General features: G+C 70.2%; 32 protein-coding genes. 31 read left to right on the top strand and 1 reads right to left on the bottom strand.

All coding sequences use genetic code 11. The features are described from left to right. Window positions 1–27: 27 nt before the first annotated feature. From rplV to truA, 27 genes are all read left to right on the top strand, one after another. Window positions 28–582, top strand: a complete 555-nt coding sequence (gene rplV, locus ABZS66_RS09290; protein ID WP_354756603.1) for a 50S ribosomal protein L22 — start codon at window positions 28–30, stop codon at window positions 580–582. Then, window positions 582–1,436 (top strand): 30S ribosomal protein S3, encoded by an 855-nt coding sequence (gene rpsC / locus ABZS66_RS09285; RefSeq protein WP_354756602.1) that lies wholly within the window; start codon window positions 582–584, stop codon window positions 1,434–1,436. Before rplV ends, rpsC begins: the two co-directional genes overlap by 1 nt. Window positions 1,437–1,439: 3 nt before the next feature. Then, entirely contained in the window at window positions 1,440–1,865 is a 426-nt protein-coding gene (gene rplP, locus ABZS66_RS09280; protein WP_190249381.1) for a 50S ribosomal protein L16, read from the top strand. Then, entirely contained in the window at window positions 1,865–2,104 is a 240-nt protein-coding gene (gene rpmC / locus ABZS66_RS09275) for a 50S ribosomal protein L29 (protein ID WP_345126367.1), read from the top strand. The genes rplP and rpmC overlap by 1 nt, the downstream gene beginning before the upstream one ends. Before the next feature lie 2 nt (window positions 2,105–2,106). Beyond that, a complete protein-coding gene (rpsQ, locus tag ABZS66_RS09270; RefSeq protein ID WP_238007611.1) occupies window positions 2,107–2,391 on the top strand; it encodes a 30S ribosomal protein S17 in 285 nt (94 codons plus the stop codon). A 69-nt stretch (window positions 2,392–2,460) separates the two neighbouring features. Beyond that, window positions 2,461–2,829, top strand: a complete 369-nt coding sequence (gene rplN, locus ABZS66_RS09265) for a 50S ribosomal protein L14 (RefSeq protein ID WP_033357657.1) — start codon at window positions 2,461–2,463, stop codon at window positions 2,827–2,829. Window positions 2,830–2,831: 2 nt separating this feature from the next. Further along, window positions 2,832–3,146 (top strand): 50S ribosomal protein L24, encoded by a 315-nt coding sequence (gene rplX / locus ABZS66_RS09260; RefSeq protein WP_354756601.1) that lies wholly within the window; start codon window positions 2,832–2,834, stop codon window positions 3,144–3,146. Beyond that, complete coding sequence (rplE, locus tag ABZS66_RS09255) at window positions 3,146–3,709, top strand: 50S ribosomal protein L5 (protein ID WP_354756600.1); 564 nt, start codon at window positions 3,146–3,148, stop codon at window positions 3,707–3,709. The genes rplX and rplE overlap by 1 nt, the downstream gene beginning before the upstream one ends. A gap of 12 nt (window positions 3,710–3,721) precedes the next feature. Then, window positions 3,722–3,907: a type Z 30S ribosomal protein S14 gene (locus tag ABZS66_RS09250; protein ID WP_190249376.1), complete on the top strand. Its 186-nt coding sequence runs from the start codon at window positions 3,722–3,724 to the stop codon at window positions 3,905–3,907. 61 nt (window positions 3,908–3,968) lie between these two features. Further along, window positions 3,969–4,376, top strand: a complete 408-nt coding sequence (gene rpsH / locus ABZS66_RS09245) for a 30S ribosomal protein S8 (RefSeq protein ID WP_238007606.1) — start codon at window positions 3,969–3,971, stop codon at window positions 4,374–4,376. Between the two features lie 12 nt (window positions 4,377–4,388). Further along, window positions 4,389–4,931 (top strand): 50S ribosomal protein L6, encoded by a 543-nt coding sequence (gene rplF / locus ABZS66_RS09240; RefSeq protein WP_354756599.1) that lies wholly within the window; start codon window positions 4,389–4,391, stop codon window positions 4,929–4,931. Next, window positions 4,928–5,323 carry a 50S ribosomal protein L18 gene (gene rplR, locus ABZS66_RS09235; protein ID WP_354756598.1) on the top strand — a complete coding sequence of 132 codons (396 nt, stop codon included), beginning with the start codon at window positions 4,928–4,930 and terminating at the stop codon, window positions 5,321–5,323. The genes rplF and rplR overlap by 4 nt, the downstream gene beginning before the upstream one ends. 14 nt (window positions 5,324–5,337) lie before the next feature. After that, window positions 5,338–5,961 carry a 30S ribosomal protein S5 gene (gene rpsE / locus ABZS66_RS09230; RefSeq protein ID WP_354756597.1) on the top strand — a complete coding sequence of 208 codons (624 nt, stop codon included), beginning with the start codon at window positions 5,338–5,340 and terminating at the stop codon, window positions 5,959–5,961. Window positions 5,962–5,963: 2 nt separating this feature from the next. Further along, window positions 5,964–6,146, top strand: a complete 183-nt coding sequence (gene rpmD, locus ABZS66_RS09225; protein ID WP_190249371.1) for a 50S ribosomal protein L30 — start codon at window positions 5,964–5,966, stop codon at window positions 6,144–6,146. Window positions 6,147–6,150: 4 nt separating this feature from the next. Then, on the top strand, window positions 6,151–6,609 hold the full coding sequence (rplO, locus tag ABZS66_RS09220; protein ID WP_354756596.1) for a 50S ribosomal protein L15: 459 nt from the start codon (window positions 6,151–6,153) through the stop codon (window positions 6,607–6,609). A 191-nt stretch (window positions 6,610–6,800) separates the two neighbouring features. Then, window positions 6,801–8,138 carry a preprotein translocase subunit SecY gene (secY, locus tag ABZS66_RS09215; RefSeq protein ID WP_354756661.1) on the top strand — a complete coding sequence of 446 codons (1,338 nt, stop codon included), beginning with the start codon at window positions 6,801–6,803 and terminating at the stop codon, window positions 8,136–8,138. After that, complete coding sequence (locus ABZS66_RS09210) at window positions 8,138–8,791, top strand: adenylate kinase (RefSeq protein WP_190249368.1); 654 nt, start codon at window positions 8,138–8,140, stop codon at window positions 8,789–8,791. Before secY ends, ABZS66_RS09210 begins: the two co-directional genes overlap by 1 nt. A 9-nt stretch (window positions 8,792–8,800) precedes the next feature. After that, the gene (gene map / locus ABZS66_RS09205) at window positions 8,801–9,649 is read left to right on the top strand and encodes a type I methionyl aminopeptidase (RefSeq protein ID WP_354756595.1); all 849 of its coding nucleotides are present in this window, start codon (window positions 8,801–8,803) and stop codon (window positions 9,647–9,649) included. Window positions 9,650–9,724: 75 nt separating this feature from the next. Continuing rightward, on the top strand, window positions 9,725–10,213 hold the full coding sequence (locus tag ABZS66_RS09200) for a DUF1707 domain-containing protein (RefSeq protein ID WP_354756594.1): 489 nt from the start codon (window positions 9,725–9,727) through the stop codon (window positions 10,211–10,213). 195 nt (window positions 10,214–10,408) lie between these two features. Then, window positions 10,409–10,630 carry a translation initiation factor IF-1 gene (gene infA / locus ABZS66_RS09195; protein WP_007073013.1) on the top strand — a complete coding sequence of 74 codons (222 nt, stop codon included), beginning with the start codon at window positions 10,409–10,411 and terminating at the stop codon, window positions 10,628–10,630. Window positions 10,631–10,703: 73 nt separating this feature from the next. Further along, complete coding sequence (gene rpmJ / locus ABZS66_RS09190) at window positions 10,704–10,820, top strand: 50S ribosomal protein L36 (RefSeq protein WP_014440745.1); 117 nt, start codon at window positions 10,704–10,706, stop codon at window positions 10,818–10,820. Between the two features lie 162 nt (window positions 10,821–10,982). Further along, window positions 10,983–11,363, top strand: a complete 381-nt coding sequence (gene rpsM / locus ABZS66_RS09185) for a 30S ribosomal protein S13 (RefSeq protein WP_190249365.1) — start codon at window positions 10,983–10,985, stop codon at window positions 11,361–11,363. 44 nt (window positions 11,364–11,407) lie between these two features. Further along, complete coding sequence (gene rpsK / locus ABZS66_RS09180; protein ID WP_033357646.1) at window positions 11,408–11,818, top strand: 30S ribosomal protein S11; 411 nt, start codon at window positions 11,408–11,410, stop codon at window positions 11,816–11,818. A gap of 16 nt (window positions 11,819–11,834) precedes the next feature. Continuing rightward, complete coding sequence (rpsD, locus tag ABZS66_RS09175) at window positions 11,835–12,461, top strand: 30S ribosomal protein S4 (RefSeq protein ID WP_354756593.1); 627 nt, start codon at window positions 11,835–11,837, stop codon at window positions 12,459–12,461. Between the two features lie 81 nt (window positions 12,462–12,542). After that, a complete protein-coding gene (locus tag ABZS66_RS09170; RefSeq protein ID WP_190249363.1) occupies window positions 12,543–13,565 on the top strand; it encodes a DNA-directed RNA polymerase subunit alpha in 1,023 nt (340 codons plus the stop codon). A gap of 30 nt (window positions 13,566–13,595) precedes the next feature. Beyond that, entirely contained in the window at window positions 13,596–14,135 is a 540-nt protein-coding gene (gene rplQ, locus ABZS66_RS09165; RefSeq protein WP_354756592.1) for a 50S ribosomal protein L17, read from the top strand. A gap of 76 nt (window positions 14,136–14,211) precedes the next feature. After that, entirely contained in the window at window positions 14,212–15,027 is an 816-nt protein-coding gene (truA, locus tag ABZS66_RS09160; protein ID WP_354756591.1) for a tRNA pseudouridine(38-40) synthase TruA, read from the top strand. Window positions 15,028–15,369: 342 nt separating this feature from the next. On the opposite strand, the gene ABZS66_RS09155 is transcribed toward truA, so the two are convergent. After that, complete coding sequence (locus ABZS66_RS09155; protein WP_354756590.1) at window positions 15,370–17,727, bottom strand: hypothetical protein; 2,358 nt, start codon at window positions 17,725–17,727, stop codon at window positions 15,370–15,372. 114 nt (window positions 17,728–17,841) lie between these two features. On the opposite strand from ABZS66_RS09155, the gene ABZS66_RS09150 reads away from it, so the two are divergent. Genes ABZS66_RS09150 through ABZS66_RS09135 form a run of 4 tightly spaced genes read left to right on the top strand, consistent with a single transcriptional unit; the run spans window position 17,842 to window position 21,262 of the window. Continuing rightward, window positions 17,842–18,468, top strand: a complete 627-nt coding sequence (locus tag ABZS66_RS09150) for a methyltransferase (protein ID WP_354756589.1) — start codon at window positions 17,842–17,844, stop codon at window positions 18,466–18,468. Between the two features lie 10 nt (window positions 18,469–18,478). After that, complete coding sequence (locus ABZS66_RS09145; RefSeq protein ID WP_354756588.1) at window positions 18,479–20,125, top strand: ATP-binding cassette domain-containing protein; 1,647 nt, start codon at window positions 18,479–18,481, stop codon at window positions 20,123–20,125. 50 nt (window positions 20,126–20,175) lie between these two features. Further along, on the top strand, window positions 20,176–20,976 hold the full coding sequence (gene thiD / locus ABZS66_RS09140) for a bifunctional hydroxymethylpyrimidine kinase/phosphomethylpyrimidine kinase (protein ID WP_354756587.1): 801 nt from the start codon (window positions 20,176–20,178) through the stop codon (window positions 20,974–20,976). Window positions 20,977–21,016: 40 nt separating this feature from the next. Beyond that, window positions 21,017–21,262, top strand: coding sequence for a DUF2630 family protein (locus tag ABZS66_RS09135; RefSeq protein WP_354756586.1), 246 nt, complete (start codon window positions 21,017–21,019; stop codon window positions 21,260–21,262). Window positions 21,263–21,413: the final 151 nt, after the last annotated feature.

Genomic DNA, 21,413 nt, shown 5'->3' with positions numbered 1-21,413 from the left:
GCCGATAGGAATCAAGAGGATTTCCCGATGCCAACGAAGAGCGAGGCGGCGCTGCCCGGTGCCCGGGCGATCGCGCGTCACGTGCGCGTGTCGCCGATGAAGGCGCGCCGTGTGGTGAACCTCGTGCGCGGCCTGCCCGCGCGCGAGGCGCTCACGGTGCTGCAGTTCGCGCCGCAGTCGGCGAGCGAGCCGGTCTACAAGGTGCTCGCGAGCGCGATCGCCAATGCAGAGAACAACGAGCGTCTCGACCCCGATTCGCTTCTGGTCGCCGAGGCCTACGTCGACGAGGGCCCGACGCTCAAGCGGTTCCGTCCGCGGGCGCAGGGCCGGGCGTACCGGATCCGCAAGCGGACCAGCCACATCACGATCGTGGTCGAGAGCGTCCCGGCCGCCCAGGCCCGCGCGGCGAAGGCCGGCGTGGCGAAGGCGACCAAGGCCGCCAAGGCCGTGACGCCGGAGGTCGACGAGGTCGACGAGGTCGACGAGGTCGAGGCGCCCCCGGCCAAGAAGGCCGCGGCGAAGAAGGCTCCGGCCAAGAAGGCGGCGGCCGACAAGGCTGACGCCGAGGAAGGGACCGAGTAATGGGTCAGAAGGTTCACCCGCACGGGTTCCGGCTCGGCATCAGCACCGACTGGAAGTCCCGCTGGTACGCCGACAAGCTCTACAAGGACTACATCGCCGAGGACGTCAAGATCCGTCGGATGATGTCCAAGGGCCTGGAGCGGGCCGGCATCGCCAAGGTCGACATCGAGCGCACCCGCGACCGGGTCCGCGTGGACATCCACACGGCCCGCCCGGGCATCGTCATCGGCCGCAAGGGCGCCGAGGCCGACCGCATCCGCGCCGAGCTGGAGAAGCTCACCGGCAAGCAGGTGCAGCTCAACATCCTCGAGGTGAAGAGCCCCGAGTCGGACGCGCAGCTCGTCGCCCAGGCGGTCGCCGAGCAGCTGTCCAGCCGGGTCAGCTTCCGCCGCGCGATGCGCAAGTCGATGCAGTCGGCGATGAAGAACACGCTGGTGCGCGGCATCCGGGTGCAGGTCTCCGGCCGCCTCGGCGGCGCCGAGATGAGCCGCACCGAGTTCTACCGCGAGGGTCGCGTGCCGCTGCACTCGCTGCGCGCGAACATCGAGTACGGCTTCTTCGAGGCCCGTACGACCTTCGGCCGCATCGGCGTGAAGGTCTGGATCTACAAGGGCGACGCCGTTCCGGGTCGCGAGGCGCCGGCCGAGGCCGCGCCTCCGCGTGGCCGTCGTGAGCGTGCCGACCGGCCCGAGCGGCCGCGTCGCGGACGTTCCGGCTCCTCCGGCACGACCGCCGGTGGTACCGAGGCGGGCCGGGCCGCCGCTGCGGCGCACGCCGCGGAGGCCGCCGGCGAGAGCAGCGCGCCCGCCGCTGAGCCGACGCCGGCTCCGGCAGAGACGCAGCAGGAGGGCTGACGAATGCTGATCCCACGCAAGCCCCCGAAGGGCTTCCGCAAGCCGCACCACCCGGACCGTCACGGCCCGGCCAAGGGCGGCACGCGCGTGGTCTTCGGTGAGTTCGGTATCCAGGCCCTCGAGCCCGCGTACATCACCAACCGGCAGATCGAAGCGGCCCGTATCGCCATGACCCGGCACATCCGTCGTGGTGGCAAGGTCTGGATCACGATCTTCCCGGACCGCTCGATCACGAAGAAGCCGGCCGAGACCCGGATGGGTTCCGGCAAGGGTTCGCCCGAGTGGTGGGTGGCCAACATCAAGCCGGGCCGGATCCTCTTCGAGATGTCGTTCCCGAACGAGCAGATCGCCCGGGAAGCAATGCGGCGCGCGATCCACAAGCTTCCGCTGAAGTGCCGGATCGTCACGCGTGAAGGGGCTGATGTCTGATGGCCGCCGGTATCAAGGCGACCGAGCTGCGTGAGCTGTCCGACGAGGGCCTGGTCGAGAAGCTGCGGGAAGCCAAGGCGGAGCTGTTCAACCTCCGCGTCCAGTCGGCCACCGGCCAGCTGGACAACCATGGGCGACTGCAGGTCATCCGCAGGGAGATCGCCCGGATCTACACGATCATGCGCGAGCGCGAGCTGGGTCTTTCGGCTGCGCCCGACGCTGTGGCTGAGGTGGCATGAGCATGAGCGAGCAGACGACCGAGTCGGGCACCGAGGTGCGCGGCCGCCGCAAGGTCCGCGAGGGCCTCGTGGTCAGCGACAAGATGAACAAGACCGTCGTCGTGGCGGTCGAGGACCAGGTCAAGCACCCGCTGTACGGCAAGGTCATGCGCCGCACCAGCAAGCTGAAGGCGCACGACGAGCAGAACGCGTGCGGCATCGGCGACCGCGTGCTGCTCATGGAGACCCGGCCGCTGTCGGCGACCAAGCGCTGGCGGGTCGTGGAGATCCTCGAAAAGGCCAAGTAAGGCCGTCGTTCCGCCAAGCTCGGCGCCGCTCAGGCGGCGCCGAGAACTGGCAGACATTAGGAGATAAGCGTGATTCAGCAGGAGTCGCGGCTGCGCGTCGCCGACAACACGGGAGCCCGGGAAATCCTGTGCATCCGTGTGCTCGGTGGCTCGGGTCGCCGCTATGCAGGCATCGGCGACATCATCGTGGCCACGGTGAAGGACGCGATCCCGGGCGCCGGCGTGAAGAAGGGTGACGTGGTCAAGGCCGTCGTCGTCCGGACCACCAAGGAGCGGCGCCGCCCGGACGGTTCCTACATCCGGTTCGACGAGAACGCCGCCGTGATCATCAAGGACGGCGGGGACCCGCGTGGCACCCGCATCTTCGGCCCGGTCGGGCGTGAGCTCCGGGACAAGCGTTTCATGAAGATCATCTCGCTCGCGCCGGAGGTGCTGTAGCCATGAAGGTGAAGAAGGGCGACACCGTCCTGATCCTCGCCGGCAGGGACAAGGGCCAGACCGGCAAGGTGCTGACCGCCCTCCCGCGCGAGGACAAGGTCATCGTCGAGGGCGTCAACCGCGTCAAGAAGCACACCCGCATCCGCACCACCCAGCGGGGCTCCAAGACCGGCGGGATCGTGACGCAGGAAGCCCCCATCCACATCTCCAACGTGATGGTGGTCGACTCGGAGAACAAGCCGACCCGGGTCGGCTCCCGCATTGACGAGAACGGCGTGAAGACCCGCGTGTCGCGCCGCTCCGGTAAGGATCTGTGATGACGACGGTCGAGAAGGTGAACCCTCGCCTCAAGCAGCGGTACCGCGACGAGATCGCGGGCCAGCTGCGTGAGCAGTTCAACTACGCCAACCCGATGCAGATCCCGGGCGTGGTCAAGGTCGTCGTCAACATGGGTGTCGGCGAGGCGGCCCGCGACTCGAAGCTCATCGACGGCGCCGTCCGCGACCTGGCCACCATCACCGGCCAGAAGCCGCAGGTCCGCCGGGCCACCAAGTCCATCGCGCAGTTCAAGCTGCGTGAGGGCATGCCGATCGGCGCGAAGGTCACCCTGCGCAACGACCGGATGTGGGAGTTCCTGGACCGGCTGCTGTCGATCGCGCTGCCGCGTATCCGTGACTTCCGCGGCCTCGACGGGCGCAAGCTCGACGGCAACGGCAACTACACCTTCGGCCTCACCGAGCAGTCGGTCTTCCACGAGATCGACCAGGACAAGATCGACAGGCCGCGAGGGATGGACATCACCGTGGTCACCACCGCCCGCACGGACGAGGAGGGTCGCGCGCTGCTCAAGCTGCTCGGCTTCCCCTTCCGTGAGAACTAGGGAGAACTGACCATGGCGAAGAAGGCGCTCGTCCTCAAGGCCGCCGCGAAGCCCAAGTTCGCGGTCCGCGCGTACACCCGCTGCCAGCGCTGCGGCCGGCCGAAGGCCGTCTACCGCAAGTTCGGTCTGTGCCGCGTGTGCATCCGCGAGATGGCGCACCGTGGCGAACTGCCCGGCGTTTCCAAGGCTTCCTGGTAATCCTCCTTCGCCGTAGGCCCGCCAGTGGGCGAGGAACCGCGGCGAGAAAGGCTGACAAGCAATGACCATGACCGACCCCATCGCAGACATGCTCACGCGTCTGCGTAACGCCAACCAGGCGTACCACGACCGGGTGTCGATGCCATATTCGAAGATCAAGGCGAACATCGCCGAGGTGCTCAAGTCCGAGGGCTACGTGTCCTCGTGGCTGGTGCAGGAGCCGGAGGAGGGCAAGGTCGGCAAGACCCTTGTCGTCGACCTCAAGTACGGCCAGAACCGTGAGCGCAGCCTCGCCGGCATCCGCCGCGTGTCGAAGCCGGGCCTCCGGGTGTACGCGAAGTCGGTCGAGATGCCGCGCGTGCTCGGTGGCCTCGGTGTGGCCATCATCTCGACGTCCCAAGGGCTGCTCACCGACCGGCAGGCCCGCAAGCGAGGGGTGGGCGGGGAAGTCCTCGCCTACGTCTGGTGAGGAAGGTCTCCAATGTCGCGAATCGGACGTAAGCCCATCACGGTGCCCTCCGGCGTCGAGGTCAAGATCAATGGCCCGGTCGTCACCGTCAAGGGCCCCAAGGGCGAACTGAGCCACACCCTCGCCGAACCGATCACCTGCGAGCGGGCCGAGGACGGCAGCTTCAACGTCGTCCGCCCCAACGACGAGCGCAAGGCCAAGGAGCTCCACGGCCTGTCGCGCACGCTCATCTCCAACATGGTGGTGGGTGTCACCGAGGGGTACCGCAAGAGCATCGAGATCGCCGGCACGGGTTACCGCGTGGCCGCCAAGGGCTCGGACCTGGAGTTCGCGCTCGGGTTCTCGCACCCGGTCGTCGTCACCCCGCCGCCCGGCATCACCTTCTCGGTCGAGAAGCCGACGCTGTTCCACATCGCCGGGATCGACAAGCAGCAGGTCGGCGAGGTCGCTGCGAACATCCGTAAGATCCGCCCGCCCGAGCCGTACAAGGGCAAGGGCATGCGGTACCAGGGCGAGGTCATCCGCCGCAAGGCCGGAAAGGCTGGTAAGAAATGAGCGCCACGCTGCTCAAGCGCCGCAACTCCGGCGGCGTTGCCGCCGCGCGCCGCACGGGGCGTGCTCGCCGGCACTTCCGCATCCGCAAGCACGTCAGTGGTACCGCCGAGCGTCCCCGCCTGGTGGTCACCCGTTCGCTGCGGAACATCACCGCGCAGATCGTCGACGACCTCAAGGGTCACACCCTGGCCTCGGCCTCGACGCTCGACGCGACCATCCGGGGCACCGATGGCGACAAGAAGGCGCAGGCCGCGAAGGTCGGCACCCTCCTCGCCGAGCGGGCCAAGGCCGCCGGTGTGGGCAAGGTCGTCTTCGACCGTGGCGGCAACCGCTACGCCGGCCGCCTCGCGGCCCTGGCGAACGCCGCCCGCGAAGCCGGACTCGAGTTCTAGGAAGGGAAACGTTCATGCCTGGTCCTCAGCGCAGGGGCGGCGGGTCCGGTAGCACCCAAGAAGGTGGCGGCCGTCGCGAGAACCGTCGCGAGGGTGGCGGCCGCGGCAACGCGCCCGCCGAGAAGACGCCGCATCTTGAGCGGGTCGTCGCGATCAACCGCGTCGCCAAGGTCGTGAAGGGTGGTCGTCGCTTCAGCTTCACCGCCCTGGTCATCGTCGGTGACGGCGACGGCACGGTCGGCGTCGGCTACGGAAAGGCCAAGGAGGTGCCCGCGGCCATCGCCAAGGGCGTCGAGGAGGCCAAGAAGCACTTCTTCAAGGTGCCGCGGCTCGCGGCGACGATCCCGCACCCGGTGATCGGTGAGGACGCGGCCGGTGTGGTGCTGCTCAAGCCGGCCTCCGCCGGTACGGGCGTCATCGCCGGTGGCCCGGTCCGCGCCGTCCTGGAGTGCGCCGGCATCCACGACGTGCTGTCGAAGAGCCTCGGGTCGTCGAACGCGATCAACATCGTCCACGCGACGGTGGCGGCGCTGAAGAAGCTCGAGTCGCCGGAGGCGGTGGCCGCGCGCCGTGGCCTCCCGGTGGAGGACGTCGCGCCGGCCGCCATGCTGGCCGCACGGGCCGGGGCGGGGGCGTAGCCATGGCTCGTCTCAAGGTCACCCAGATCCGGTCCGAGATCGGCTCCAAGCAGAACCAGCGGGACACCCTGCGGTCGCTCGGGCTGAAGCGGATCCGCGACGTGGTCGTCAAGGAAGACCGCCCGGAGATCCGCGGCATGATCCACACCGTGACGCACCTGGTCACCGTGGAAGAGGTGGAGTAATCCGATGACGATCAAGCTGCACCACCTCCGGCCCGCCCCCGGCGCCAAGACCGAGAAGACCCGCGTGGGTCGCGGTGAGGGCTCCAAGGGCAAGACGGCCGGGCGTGGCACCAAGGGCTCCAAGGCCCGCAAGAACATCTCGGCGGCGTTCGAGGGTGGGCAGATGCCCCTCCACATGCGCCTGCCGAAGCTGAAGGGCTTCAAGAACCGCAACCGGATCGAGTTCCAGGTTGTGAACCTTGCACGCCTGGCCGAGCTGTTCCCGCAGGGCGGCGAGGTCGGCGTGGCCGAGCTGGTCGACGCCGGCGCCGTCCGCAAGGGCGAGCTGGTCAAGGTCCTCGGCGACGGCGAGCTGGGCGGCGTCAAGCTGCAGGTCAGTGCGCACAAGTTCAGTGCGACAGCGCGCACGAAGATCGAGGCCGCCGGCGGCACGGTCAAGCTGCTGGGCGGCGAAACCGAATAGAGCGCTATCGTGGCGTCCACCGGACCGGTGGGCGCCACGCGGTGCCTCAAAGCCGGGCGTGATGTGCTCTCGACATCCTGTTAGAGTCCGTTGCGCAGTAACACGTTCGACTCATACGTTCGACATCGTCACAAGCACCACCAGGACCCCACCTCGTCGGCCGACCGGCCGCCTTGCGCAGGAGGATGAAGTTGCTCTCCGCCTTTGCCAGTGCGTTCCGAACGCCTGACCTGCGCAAGAAGATCTTCTTCACGTTGTTCATGATCGCCATCTACCGGCTCGGCGCGACGCTGCCCAGCCCCGGCGTGTCGTACGGCAACGTGCAGAAGTGCCTCAACATCCTGGAGAACGGTCAGGACAACCAGGTCTTCACCTTGTTGAACCTGTTCTCCGGCGGTGCATTGCTGCAGCTGTCGGTGTTCGCGCTGGGCATCATGCCCTACATCACCGCCAGCATCATCCTGCAGCTGCTGACGGTCGTGATCCCCCGCCTCGAGCAGCTCCGCAAGGAGGGCCAGTCCGGCCAGGCGAAGATCACGCAGTACACGCGCTACCTGACCCTCGGTCTGGGCATCCTGCAGGCCTCGGCGTTCGTCGCCCTGGCGCGGTCCGGCCAGCTCTTCGGCGGCGCGTGCGACCAGTCGCAGTACCCGATCATCCCGGACACCGGCAAGATCCCGATGTGGCTGACGCTCACCGTCCTGGTCATCACGATGACCGCCGGCACCGGCGTCATCATGTGGCTCGGCGAGCTCGTCACCGACCGCGGCGTCGGCAACGGCATGTCCGTCCTGATCTTCACCTCGATCGCGGCCCGCCTCCCCAGCGAGGGCCTGCAGATCTGGCAGGACAACAAGACCACGTTCTTCGTCATCGTCGGCCTGGCCGTGGTGGTCATCGCGTTCGTCGTCTTCCTGGAGCAGGCCCAGCGCCGCATCCCGGTCCAGTACGCGAAGCGCATGATCGGCCGCCGGATGTACGGCGGGACCTCGACCTACATCCCGCTGAAGGTCAACCAGGCGGGTGTCATCCCGGTCATCTTCGCCTCGTCGCTGCTCTACCTGCCGCAGCTGGCGACCTCGTTCGCCGGCTCCGACACGACGAACAGCACGATCCTGTGGATCAACCGGAACATCGTGGCCCAGGACAAGCCGGCCCACATCATCCTGTACTTCCTGTTGATCATCTTCTTCACGTACTTCTACGTCTCGATCACCTTCAACCCCACCGAGGTGTCGGACAACATGCGGAAGTACGGCGGGTTCGTGCCCGGTATCCGCCCCGGCAAGCCCACGGCCGAGTATCTTGACTTCATCCTCAGCCGCATCACGCTCCCCGGCGCGCTCTACCTGGGCATCATCTCCATCCTGCCCAACCTGCTCATCGGTATCGTGGGTGGCGGGCAGGCTCTGCAGAACTTCCCGTTCGGTGGCACCGCGGTGCTCATTATTGTTGGTGTGGGCCTCGAGACGGTGAAGCAGATCGAGAGCCAGCTGATGCAGCGCAACTACGAAGGGTTCCTCCGGTAGTGAGGCTGGTGCTGGTAGGTCCCCCCGGGGCGGGCAAGGGGACCCAGGCCGAGTTCATCGCCGCGCACCTCGCCGTGCCCAAAATCTCCACAGGCGACATCTTCCGCGCCAACGTGGGGCAGGGCACGCCGCTGGGCGTGGAGGCGAAGCGGTACATGGACGCCGGCCAGCTGGTGCCGGACGAGGTCACCATCAACATGGTGTCCGACCGCCTCGCCGAGGGGGACGCGGCCGACGGGTTCCTGCTCGACGGGTTCCCGCGCACCGTCCCCCAGGCCAACGCGCTCGACAAGCTGCTCGCCGACCTGGGCACCGGGCTCGACATCGTGCTCGAGCTCGTCGTGGAGAACGAAGAGGTCATCCGGCGGCTCTCCGGCCGCCGGACCTGCCGCGGCTGCGGCAAGATCTGGCACGTCGAGTTCGACGCGCCCACCCACGACGGGGTGTGCGACCGCTGCGGCGGGGAGCTGTTCCAGCGCGACGACGACAAGGCCGAGACGATCGCCGAGCGCCTGAAGGTGTACGCGCGGGACACCTCGCCCCTGGTCGACTACTTCGGCGCGCAGGGCAAGCTTGTCGGCATCGACGCCACCGGGCCCGTCGAGGACGTCACCGTCCGCGCGATCGACGCCCTCCGTTCGTACGGCGGCTGAAAGCTCCACATGGCCCACCAGGTCGAGATCGAGCTCAAGACCCCGGAACAGATCGGCCTGATGCGCCGCGCCGGGCTCGTCGTCGCGGACGCCCTGGCCCGGATGCGGGCCGCGGTCGCGCCCGGAGTCTCCACCGCCGACCTCGACCGCATCGCCGAGGAGACGATCCGGTCGGCCGGCGCCATTCCCTCCTTCATGGGGTACCACGGCTACCCGGCGTCGATCTGCTCCTCGGTCAACGACCAGGTCGTGCACGCCATCCCCAGCCCGCGGCAGGTGCTGCGGGAGGGCGACCTGATCTCCATCGACTGCGGCGCCGAGCTCGACGGCTGGCACGGCGACGCCGCGATCACCGTCGGGGTCGGTGAGGTCCACGCCGACCAGCGCCGGCTGATCCGGGTCGCCGAGGACGCCATGTGGTCGGGTATCGCGGCGGCGGCCCGTGGCGCCCGCTCCGGCAAGGGCCGGCTCACCGACATCTCCTTCGCGATCCAGTCGTCGATCCGCAAGGCCGGGCGGTACGGCATCGTGGAAGGCTATGGCGGGCACGGCATCGGCAGTGCCATGCACCAGGACCCCTTCGTCGAGAACAAGGGCCGCCCGGGCAAGGGCCCGATGCTGCGGCCCGGCATGGCGCTCGCGATCGAGCCGATGATCACGCGGGGCCGGCCGAAGGTCGCCGAGCTCGACGACGGCTGGACCGTCGTCACGGTCGACGGCTCCGTCGCGGCGCACGTCGAGCACACGATGGCGATCTGCGACGACGGTGTGTGGGTGCTCACCGCCGAGGACGGCGGCCGCTCCCGCCTGGGCGACCTCGTGACGGCGCGGGAGCCGGCGGTCAGCGGTACCACCTAGGGCCCAGTCCGGGGTGGAACGCTCGCCTGGCGGATGGGATGCTGTCTGCACCCGAATTGGGGTGAAGGGGGAGCAGTGGCAGACCGGCGGGAAGACCTGCGTGCGGCCGACGTCGACCGGCAGTTCGTGGCGGAGCGCCTCAAGGCAGCGCTCGACGAGGGCCGGCTGTCCCTGGGCGAGTATGACGACCGGCTCAAGGACGCATACGAGGCCCGGACCTACGGCGACCTCGACAAGATCCTCAAGGACCTTCCGGGCTTCCACCCGCAGGCGGAGTCGCAGCTGGCGCGCTCCTCCTCCCCGGCGGCGTCGTCCGACGGCGAGGAGCGCGACGAATCGCGCAATCCCCGGTGGCTGATCGGCGTGTGGAGCGCCTGGCTGGTCGCGGTCTCGGTCAACATTGTGATCTGGATCCTGGTCAGCATCTCCAACGGTGAGCCCGTCTACTTCTGGCCCATGTGGGTGGCCGGTCCGTGGGGTGCGGTGCTGCTCGCGACGACGTTCAGCATGAAGGTGCTCGGCAACGAGCCACCGCGCCAGCAGAAGCGGTACCGCGACAGCTGACCCCCGATTTGGTCCCACGCGCTTTCGTGCGTAGACTTGCGCATTGGCGCAAAGCGTCCACTCCGGCATGCCTCCACGCGCTTCCAGTGGCATGTTCGGAGCCGCGGCTGGCTCGAGATCCCCGGCACACGTCGGTGACCTCGTGAAACGGATGCAAGCGTCACCCACCAGACCCGATGTCAGGTAGCGGAGGACATGCCGAAGAAAGACGGGGCCATCGAGATCGAGGGCCGAGTGATCGAGCCACTCCCGAATGCGATGTTTCGGGTTGAGCTCGCCAATGGCCACAAGGTCTTGGCGCACATCAGCGGCAAGATGCGGCAGCACTACATCCGCATCCTGCCCGAAGACCGTGTTGTCGTGGAGCTTTCGCCCTACGACCTCACTCGCGGGCGCATCGTCTACCGCTACAAGTAATCGGGTTCGGTTCCCAGGTAACGGTCGGGCCTGCGGCCCCAAACGCGGGCGCGCAGCGAGAGTTAGGCACACCGTGAAGGTCAAGCCGAGCGTCAAGCGGATCTGCAACAACTGCCGGGTCATCCGGCGGCATGGCCGGGTCATGGTCATCTGCAGCACTGACCCGCGCCACAAGCAGCGCCAGGGCTGAGTCCCCGGCACCGCACGTTTTGTTACAGCCCGTTCCAGCCACGGGTCGCCGCGAACAGCGGCGCGCGTGGACACACCCCCGGTCGGAGGCCGGGGCCCGTCTGTGGGCAGACGGGGGCGGAGCGGGCACAGACCTCCGCACATTTGAGGAGTCAGCCCACCTATGGCACGTCTCGTTGGTGTCGATCTCCCGCGCGAGAAGCGCACCGAGATCGCACTCACCTACATCTACGGCATCGGGCGTACCCGGGCCGTCGAGACTCTGGCCGCCACCGGCATCGACCCGAACAAGCGGGCTCGTGACCTGACCGATGAAGAGATCGTGCAGCTGCGCGACTACATCGAGGCCAACTACAAGGTTGAAGGCGACCTGCGCCGCGAGGTCGCCGCGGACATCCGTCGCAAGGTCGAGATCGGCTGCTACGAGGGCATCCGGCACCGCAAGGGCCTGCCGGTGCGCGGTCAGCGCACCCGGACCAACGCGCGCACCCGCAAGGGTCCGAAGCGCACGGTCGCCGGCAAGAAGAAGCCGGGCAAGAAGTAGTAGCCGGTCCGAGATCCGCAAACGTAACTAGGAGCGCATAGAGAATGCCGCCGAAGGCTCGCGCCGGCGCGACCGCTGTCAAGAAGGTCCGGCGCAAGGAACGCAAGAACGTCGCCCACGGGCAGGCGCACATCAAGAGCACGTTCAACAACACCATCGTGTCGATCACCGACCCGACCGGCGCCGTGATCTCCTGGGCGTCCGCCGGGCAGGTGGGCTTCAAGGGCTCGCGCAAGTCGACCCCGTTCGCCGCGCAGCTGGCCGCCGAGGCGGCCGCCCGTCGCGCGATGGAGCACGGCATGCGCAAGGTCGACGTGTTCGTCAAGGGTCCCGGCTCCGGCCGCGAGACCGCGATCCGCTCGCTGCAGGCCGTCGGCCTGGAGGTCGGGCAGATCTCCGACGTCACGCCGCAGCCGCACAACGGTTGCCGTCCGCCGAAGCGCCGCCGGGTCTAAGGGAAGAGACTGACACATGGCTCGTTACACAGGTGCCGACTGCCGTCGCTGCCGGCGCGAGAAGATGAAGCTGTTCCTCAAGGGCAGCAAGTGCGACGGGCCGAAGTGCCCGTTCGAGTCGCGTCCCTTCCCGCCCGGCCAGCACGGCCGCGGCCGGCCGAAGGAGACCGAGTACCTCCTGCAGCTGCGCGAGAAGCAGAAGGCCCGCCGCATCTACGGCGTGCTGGAGCGGCAGTTCGAGGGCTACTTCGACGAGGCTGTGGCCAAGCCGGGCAAGACCGGTGAGGAGCTGCTGAAGATCCTCGAGTCGCGCCTCGACAACGTGGTCTATCGGGCCGGCCTCGCCACCTCGCGCGACGCCGCCCGCCAGCTGGTCGGCCACGGCCACATCCAGGTCAACGGCAAGAAGGTCGACATCCCGTCGTACCGCGTGCGCGAGCACGACATCGTGCAGGTCCGCGAGAAGTCGCGTGAGCTGACGCCGTTCCAGATCGCCCAGGGCCTCGCGGGCAGCAAGACCGTCCCGGCGTGGCTGGAGTTCATCCCGAGCGAGTTCAAGGTCCTGGTGCACAGCCTGCCCGCGCGGCAGGTCATCGACACCCAGGTCCAGGAGCAGCTCATCGTCGAGCTCTACAGCAAGTAGGCAATGCAGGCGGGGCCGCTCCCGGCCCCGCCTTCGGAGCGCGTCATATAGCGGGCGCGCAACGAATCGGAGGAAACGAAAGTGCTCATCTCACAGCGTCCGAGTCTCGCCGAAGAGTCCATCAGCGAGGTCCGGTCCAAGTTCACCATCGAGCCGCTCGAGCCGGGCTTCGGCTACACGCTCGGCAACTCGCTGCGGCGCACCCTGCTGAGCTCCATCCCGGGTGCGGCGGTCACCAGCATCAAGATCGACGGCGTGCTGCACGAGTTCACCACGATCCCCGGCGTCAAGGAGGACGTGGTCGAGCTCGTCATGAACATCAAGGAGCTGTGCGTCAGCTCCGAGCACGACGAGCCGGTCTCGATGTACCTGCGCAAGCAGGGCCCCGGCGACGTCACGGCGGGCGACATCCAGCCCCCGGCCGGCGTCTCCGTGCACAACCCCGACCTCAAGCTGGCCACCCTCAACGGCAAGGGCCGGCTCGACATGGAGCTGACCGTCGAGCGTGGGCGGGGCTACGTGACCGCCAACCAGAACAAGCAGCAGGGCCAGGAGATCGGCCGCATCCCGGTCGACTCGATCTACTCCCCGGTGCTGAAGGTCACGTACCGCGTCGAGGCGACCCGCGTCGAGCAGCGCACCGACTTCGACCGGCTCATCATCGACGTCGAGACCAAGGCGTCGCTGACCCCGCGCACCGCGCTGGCCTCGGCCGGCTCGACGCTGGTGGAGCTGTTCGGCCTGGCGCGCGAGCTCGACGAGACCGCCGAGGGCATCGACATCGGCCCGTCCCCGCAGGACGCGCAGCTCGCGGCCGACCTGGCGCTGCCGATCGAGGAGCTGGACCTCACCGTCCGCTCGTACAACTGCCTCAAGCGCGAGGGCATCAACTCCGTCGGTGAGCTGATCAGCCGCACGGAGGCCGACCTCCTCGACATACGGAATTTTGGTCAGAAGTCGATCGACGAGGTCAAGATGAAGCTCGCCGGGATGGGTCTGGGTCTGAAGGACTCCGCCCCGACGTTCGACCCGGCCCACGTCGTGGACGCGTTCGGCGACGTGGACTACGACACCGACGACTACCGCGAGACCGAACAGCTCTGAGCGAGCTGTTGTACTAGAGGAGTCCCAACCATGCCCACGCCCACCAGAGGTCCCCGCCTCGGCGGTAGCCCCGCGCATGAGCGGCTGATGCTGGCGAACCTCGCCACCTCGCTGTTCAAGCACGGTCGCATCAAGACCACCGAGACGAAGGCCAAGCGGCTGCGCCCGCTCGCCGAGCAGCTCATCACCAAGGCCAAGCGCGGCGATCTGCACGCGCGCCGTCAAGCGCTCTCCGTGGTGCGGGACAAGGACGTGGTGTACACGCTGTTCGACCAGATCGCGCCGCGCTTCAGCAACCGTCAGGGTGGCTACACCCGGATCGTGAAGACCGGCCCGCGTAAGGGCGACGCCGCCCCCATGGCGATCATCGAGCTGGTTGAGGAGCTGGAGGTCGTCGCGACGTCGACGCCGCGCAAGGCCACCGCTCGCAAGGCCGCCAAGGCCGACTCGATCGCGGTTCTGGCCGGCGAAGAGGACGAGACGCCGTCGGCGTCCTCGTCGGCTCCCGCCGCCGCCTCCTCCGCCTCCTCCTCCGACGACGACTCGAAGGACGACGAGGCCAAGGCCTGATCAGGGCCCTGTCTCGGACGGCCCGACACTCTCCGTAACGGGAGTGTCGGGCCGTTTGGTTGGAGGGTGTACGTTGATGAGCAAACGAATCCGCGTCGACGTGGCCTATGACGGCACGGACTTCTCAGGGTGGGCCGTCCAACCCGGACGCCGCACCGTGGCCGGTGAGCTGCTGGCCGTCCTGGAGCGCCTGTTCGGCGCGGTCGAGGGTCTCACGGTCGCCGGCCGCACCGACGCGGGCGTGCACGCGACGGGCCAGGTGTGCCACATCGACGTCCCTGAGGACCGCTGGGCCGCCCTCGGCGACTCGCTGGTCCGCCGCCTGTCCGGCCTCCTCCCGCTCGACGTCCGCGTCCTGGCCGCGACGGAGGCACCCCCGGAGTTCGACGCCCGCTTCTCGGCACTGTCACGCCGCTACGAGTACCGCGTGACGGACGCCCCCTACGGCGCCGCGCCGCTCCGCCGCCGGGACACCCTGGCCTGGCCCCGCCCGCTGGACCTGACGCTGCTGAACGCTGCGGCGGCGGGCCTGGTGGGCGAGCACGACTTCGCCGCCTTCTGCCGCCGCAAGGAGCACGCCTCGACGATCCGCGCGGTGAGCCGGCTGTCCTGGCGGCGCGACCCGGACGGCATCCTGGTCGCGACGGTGCAGGCGGACGCGTTCTGCTGGTCGATGGTGCGCAGCCTGGTGGGGGCGCAGCTGCCGGTGGGGGACGGGCGCCGGCCGCCGTCGTGGCCGGCGGGCCTGCTCGGTCGTAGCGTGCGGGCCGACGAGGTGGGGGTGGTGCCGGCGCACGGGCTGACGCTGGTCGAGGTGGTGTACCCGGCCGATGTGGCTGCCCTGCGCGAGCGTGCCGAGCTCACCCGTCGGCGGCGCGACGTGGCCGCCTGACGCCGCGGGGCGCGTGGGGGTCGTCACCGCTGTGTGCGCGCCTGACGCCGCGGGGTCGTCGCCGCTACATGCCTACCCGCCGCCGCGGACCGCACCGCCATCGCGACCTGCTGACGTGCCCGGCTGGCCCTGTAGCGCCGCCGTGACCTGCTGACTTGACGTGCCCGGCTGTCGCTGGAAGCCGCAGGCCGCACCGCCTCCGCGACGTGCCGGCGCTGCGGGCCGCGGCACCAAATAACGCCGGTCGCGGGTCAACTGCGGCGCGCGCCATGATCGATGGAGAGATCTGGTCGTCATGGCAGCCAGAACTTGCCATCGATCATGAACGGTGCGTGGCGGGGGCTAGCTCGCCGGGGGTTGGGAGCCTGCGGACGCCGGCAGCGACGCGGCCGGGGTGGCCTCGGGCTGGATGATCGCGCGGTTGCCGATGATGCCGTTCTCCAGGTACGTCTCGACGATGTCGAACGTGATCTGGTTCGGGTACGGGTCGTCCGGGGTGAACGCGTTGCCGTCCACGCGGGCGATCACGCAGTACGCGATGAAGTGGCCCTTGTAGTTCCAGCCCAGCTGGGTCGGGGCGCGGACCAGGGCGTCGGTACCGGTGCCGGCGCCCACGCTCATGCCGGAGAAGCGGCCCTTCTGGCCGTCGACGATGGGCTTCACGGCGTCGAACGCCTTGGCCGCGGCCTCCTCCGTGTCCAGGTTGAACAGGCCGGCCGTGATCAGGTACTCCTCGTTCGGCGACTTCATCGTCGCGCGGACGACCTCGCTGCAGCCCGCGTTCATCAGCAACGTCGCCAGGTCGTCCGTCGCCGCGGTCTTGCAGTCGGGGGACGCCTTCGTCGAGAGGATCAGGTACGGGGGCTCGTTCGGGACCGCGACGATGTTGTTGCTCGGGAAGACCTCCGCCTCCGTCAGCGGGTTCGGGTCGACCTTGCGGCTGCTGATGTCGCGCTTCTTCGGGCCGTCCGTGGTGCTGGAGCGGGCCGACTCCGGGCCGTCGCGCTCGTCGCGGAAGATGAACCAGGTGCCGATGCCGCAGGCGGCCAGCACCACCAGGACCGCGATCGCGCTCAGCATCGCCACCCAGCGGTGCGGACGGTGGGGCGACTCCATGGCCGCCGGCCGTGGGTGAGTGCCGGTGCCGCCCCTGCCGGGCCGTGCGGGTGGCCGGCCGGAGCCGCCCGGGCGGTCGCGGAGCGCGCGGGCGCCCGAGCCGGTGAACTCACCGGTACCGCGGCGGCGGGCCGGCGGCGGGTCGTCGTAGCCGCGGCCCGGCATCGCGTCGTCCGGGGCGCGGCGCGGGTGTGGCGGGTCGTCGAAGGACGGGCGGCGGCGCGGGGCGTCGACGTCCGGCGGGGCGCTCGCGGCGAAACCCGCGGACGCCATCCGGCCGCGGGGGCCGGTGGGAGGGTCGTCGTACGGGCGGGGGCCGCCGAACTCGTCCTGGCGCTGCCGGCGGAACGCCGTGGTCTCGTCCGCCCGGCCGCGCCGGCCACCGAGGTCGCCGCTGCCGTCACGGCGACCGAGGTCACCGGTGCCGTCACGGCGACCGCCGAGGTCGCCCGGGAACTCGCCAGTGCCCTCACGCCGGCGTCGCCCGCCGGCGTCACCCATGCCCGGCTCGGCAAAGCGCCGTCCGGCCACGTCGCCGGTGCCCGGCTCGGCAAAGCGTCGACCAGCCACGTCGCCCGTAGCAGGCTCGCCGAAGGGGCGGCCCGTGCCACGCTCCGCGAAGCCGCGGCCAGCGACGTCTTCCGGGGCAGCGGCGCGGCGGCGTGCCGCGATGTCGCCCGTGGGCGGGCCGGCGTCGTCGCGGGCGCGGCGCCGTCCGCCGGGCTCGTGGTCGCGCGGCGCCTCCTCGGCCGCGCGGCGGCCACGGCGGCCGCTGGGCGGTGCGTCCGGGGGCGGCGCGTCGGGGCGCACCGACGGGAAGATCGGGACGAGCGGAGGCGGCTCGGCCGAGGGCTGCGCCGGCGTGTAGTCCGCCAGCGGCTTGATGATCGGGGTCAGCTCCGGCCCGTGGTCGTACGACTCCGAGGGGCGACGGGGCGGTTCGATCTCACGGGCCCGGCGGCGACCGCTGGGCGCCGCGGGACCGGGGTCGCTCGGAGGGGCGGTGCGGAACGAACCGCTCGGCGACTCTCCGGAGTCGTCGCGGCGACGGCGGCCGATGGCCTGCGTCGCGTCGATCGCGGGCGGCCGCGACGGTGGCGGCGCCGGGGGCAGCATCGCCGGGCTGAACACGCCGCTCGGCGAGTCGCCGGGCTCGTCGCGCGACCGCCGGCTGAACTGACCGCTGGGCGAATCATCGGGGCGCCGACCGAACTGACCGCTGGGCGGATCGTCAGGGCGGCGGCTGAACTGGCCACCGGGCGGATCATCGGAGCGCCGGCTGAGCTGGCCACTGGGCGGATCGTCAGGGCGCCGACCGAACTGACCGCTGGGCGGATCGTCGGGGCGGCGGCTGAACTGGCCGCTCGGCGAATCGTCGGGGCGGCGCCGGCCCCGCGGCGGTGGCGGAGCGTCGAACGCCGGATGCTCGAACGGCGCCGGCTCGGGCGGCGGCGCGGAGAACGGGTCAGGCTCGCCTCTGCCGCTGCCGCGAAGGCCCGCCAGCCAGTTGTCGGCTTCGTCCGCCTCGTCCCGGCGGAACGAGTCGGAACGCCGCTTCCGGCGCTGCTCGTTCCCAGAAGTCATGTCGCACAGGGTAGCCGACACCCGCAGGGGGTGCCGTATCGGCAATGTTTCGCACAAATCCGAACGGGTGGCCCTACGGCGTGGCCGTCAGCTATGCGGGGGAGAATGCGTTGCATGGCGTCCGGCGAGCACTATTTCACGGCCGACCCCGCGGTCGCCCACGAGCGGCACGAGGTCGTGTTCACCGTGGACGACCACGAGTTTCGCCTGGCCACGGCGTCGGGCGTGTTCTCCTGGCGGGGGCTCGACCCGGGCACCGCGGCCCTGCTGCACCACGCCCCCCGGCCGGGGCCGGGGACCACCGGCACCCTGCTCGACCTGGGCTGCGGCTACGGGCCGATCGCCAGGACCCTCGCCCACGCCGCGCCGCGGGCGACGATCTACGCCGTCGACGTCAACCAGCGCGCGCTGGAGCTGACGAGGGAGAACACCGCCGGTACCAACGTGGTGGCGGTCACGCCCGACGAGGTGCCGCCGACTGTCAGGTTTGCGCAGATCTGGTCCAACCCGCCGATCCGCATCGGCAAGCCCGAGCTGCACGCGCTGCTGCTGCGGTGGCTGCCGCGGCTCGCCGACGACGGCGTGGCGTGGCTGGTCGTGGCCAGGAACCTGGGGGCCGACTCGCTGCAGCGCTGGCTCGGCGAGCAGGGCTTCCCGGCCGAGCGCCACGCCAACCACAAGGGGTTCCGGATCTTCGCCGTGCGGAAAAACACCGCGACTGTGGTACCGCCGTCGCGTTGAATGCCTGACCGTGGGATACGTCGACGTGGCAGGGGTCGGGCACACGCTGCCGGACGGCCGGGAGCTGTTCTCCGAGGTGTCGTTCCGGGTCGGTGAGGGCGCGAAGGTGGCCCTCGTCGGGCCGAACGGCGCCGGCAAGACGACGCTGCTGAAGATGGTGGCGGGCGACCTGCCGGTGCACACCGGCGCGGTGGCGCGCTCCGGCGGGCTCGGCGTGATGCGGCAGTTCATCGGCATGATCGGCGACGACCGCACGCTGCACGACCTGGCCCTGGAGCTGTCGCCGCCGGCGCTGCAGGCCGCCGGGGAGCGGCTCGCGAAGGCCGAGCGCGTGATGCACCAGGACGACAGCGAGAAGGCGCAGCTGCGCTACGCCAACGCGCTCGCCGTGTGGGGCGAGGCCGGCGGCTACGACGCGGAGGTGCTGTTCGACACCGCGAGCGTGGCCGCGCTGGGCCTGTCGTGGGACGAGTCGCGGGACCGGCCGGTGCGGACCCTGTCGGGCGGCCAGCAGAAGCGCTTCGCGCTGGAGCTGCTGCTGCGCGGGGAGGACGAGGTACTGCTGCTGGACGAGCCCGACAACTTCCTCGACGTGCCCGGGAAGCGCTGGCTGGAGGAGCGGCTGCGGGAGTCACCCAAGAGCGTCCTGTACGTGTCCCACGACCGTGAGCTGCTGGCGCAGTCCGCCGACCGGGTGGTGGCCGTCGAGGGCGGCTCGGCCTGGGTCCATCCCGGCGGCTTCGCGTCCTGGCACGAGGCGCGGGTGGCCCGCCACGAGCGGCTCGACGAGCTGCGCCGCCGCTGGGACGAGGAGCACGAGAAGCTCAAGGCGCTCGTGCTGATGTACAAGACGAAGGCCGCCTACAACGACGGGCTCGCGTCGCGGTACCAGGCGGCCCAGACCCGGCTGCGCAAGTTCGAGGAGGCCGGCCCGCCGCCGGCGCCCCCGAAGGACCAGGACATCCGCATGCGGCTGTCCGGCGGGCGCACCGGCAAGCGGGCGGTCGTGGCCGAGCGGCTGGAGCTCGACGGCCTCACCTACCCGTTCGACCTGGAGCTCTGGTACGGCGACCGGCTGGCCGTCCTCGGCGGCAACGGCACCGGCAAGTCGCACTTCCTGCGGCTGCTGGCGCGGGGCGGCACCGACCCGGTGGAGACGCCGATCGGGGCGCAGCTGGCGCCGGTGCTGCACGACGGCGTGGTGCGCCTGGGCGCGCGGGTGCGGCCCGGGCACTTCTCGCAGACCCACGACCGTCCGGAGCTGCTGGACAAGACGCTCGCCGAGATCCTGTGGCGGGGCGACGACTGGCGGGCGGGGCTGCCGCGGCCGCAGGCGATGCCGGCGCTGTCGCGGTACGAGCTGGCGGCCCAGGCCGACCAGCGGTTCGGCACCCTGTCGGGTGGCCAGCAGGCGCGGTTCCTGGTGCTGCTGCTGGAGCTGTCGGGGGCGACGCTGCTGCTGCTCGACGAGCCGACCGACAACCTCGACCTGGCCAGCGCCGAGGCCCTGGAGGAGGGGCTGCGGACGTTCGACGGCACGGTGATCGCGGTGACGCACGACCGCTGGTTCAGCCGGTCGTTCGACCGGTTCCTGCTGTTCCGCGCCGACGGCGAGGTCGTCGAGGTGCCCGAGCCGGTCTGGGAAGGGCGCGGCTAGCGGACGAATTGTGCGGGCCGCCGTTTACGAAGCGTGGTCAGCTGAGTGCCGTGGAACCGACTGTGGTGCTCACCATCGGCGCGACGGACTCGTCCGGCGGCTCCGCGTTGCAGGCCGACCTGCGGACCCTGGCGGCCCTGCAGATGCACGCCGCGTGTGTGGTGACGGCGGTGCTGTCCCGCAACACGCGCGGCACGACCGATGTGTACGCGCAGCCCACCACGGTCGTCGCCGCCCAGCTCGGCAGCGTGCTGGCGGACCTCCCGGTCGCCGCGGTCAAGACGGGCATGTTCCCGACCGCCGAGGCGGTGGTCGCGGTGGCCGCGCGGGCCCGCGCGGGCGCGCTGCCGAACCTGGTCGTCGACCCGGTCCTCGCCACCACGAGCGGCTCCCGGCGGGGGCTGATCGCGGCGTTCGGGCGGCTCCTGCCGCACGCCGTGGTCGCCACGCCGAACCGCGAGGAGGCCTCGGCCCTGCTCGGCTGGGAGGTGGTGACCCCGGCCGACATGGCCGGGGCGGCGGCCCAGCTGGCGGCGGGCGGCTCGCGCTACGTGGTGGTGACCGGCGGTGACTTCGTCGCCGGTGGGGAGGCGATCGACGTGCTGTGGGCCGACGGCGCCGCCCGGGTGCTGCACAGCCCGCGGATCGCCAGCCGGAACACCGACGGCAGCGGCCCGACGTTCGCGACGGCGATCTCGGCCCGGCTGGCGGCCGGGGACGCCCCGCCGGACGCGGTGGTGTGGGCGAAGGGGTTCGTCGGCCGGGCCATCGGCGACGCCGCCGAGTGGCGGATCGGGGCCGGGACCGGCCCGATCGACCAGTTCGGCTGGTCGGCGCTCACGTTACGGTGACCACACCGCGATCACCCCGCTCTGGTGGATGATGCATGGCATGGACGAGAAGACGTTGGTCCACCAGATCTCCACGCTGGTCGACGACGAGCACAAGCTGCGCACGCAGCTCCAGCAGGGCAAGATCACCGAGCAGGAGGAGCACGACCGGCTCCGGTTGATCGAGGAGCAGCTCGACCAGCTGTGGGACCTGATGCGCCGCCGTCGCGCGGCGAAGCTGCAGGGCGTCGCCCCGGACGAGGTCGAGGCCCACTCGATCGACGAGGTCGAGCACTACCTCCAGTGAGCCCGACGGGCGCCGCCCTTCCCCGAACGCGCCGCGATCTTGGAGGCGTGGTCCCGACTGTATCCGCGTAAGTCGGACAAATCCGGGACCACAACTCCAACATCGCGCGCGGAGGGTGCGGCGCTCACGGCGCGGGGGCGCGGCGCGGATG

The sequence above is a fragment of the Dactylosporangium sp. NPDC005572 genome, from assembly GCF_040605515.1.
Lineage (GTDB): Bacteria > Actinomycetota > Actinomycetes > Mycobacteriales > Micromonosporaceae > Dactylosporangium.
The sequence above is the reverse complement of the archived record's forward strand: the minus strand, read 5'-3'. Positions and strand labels throughout refer to the sequence as shown.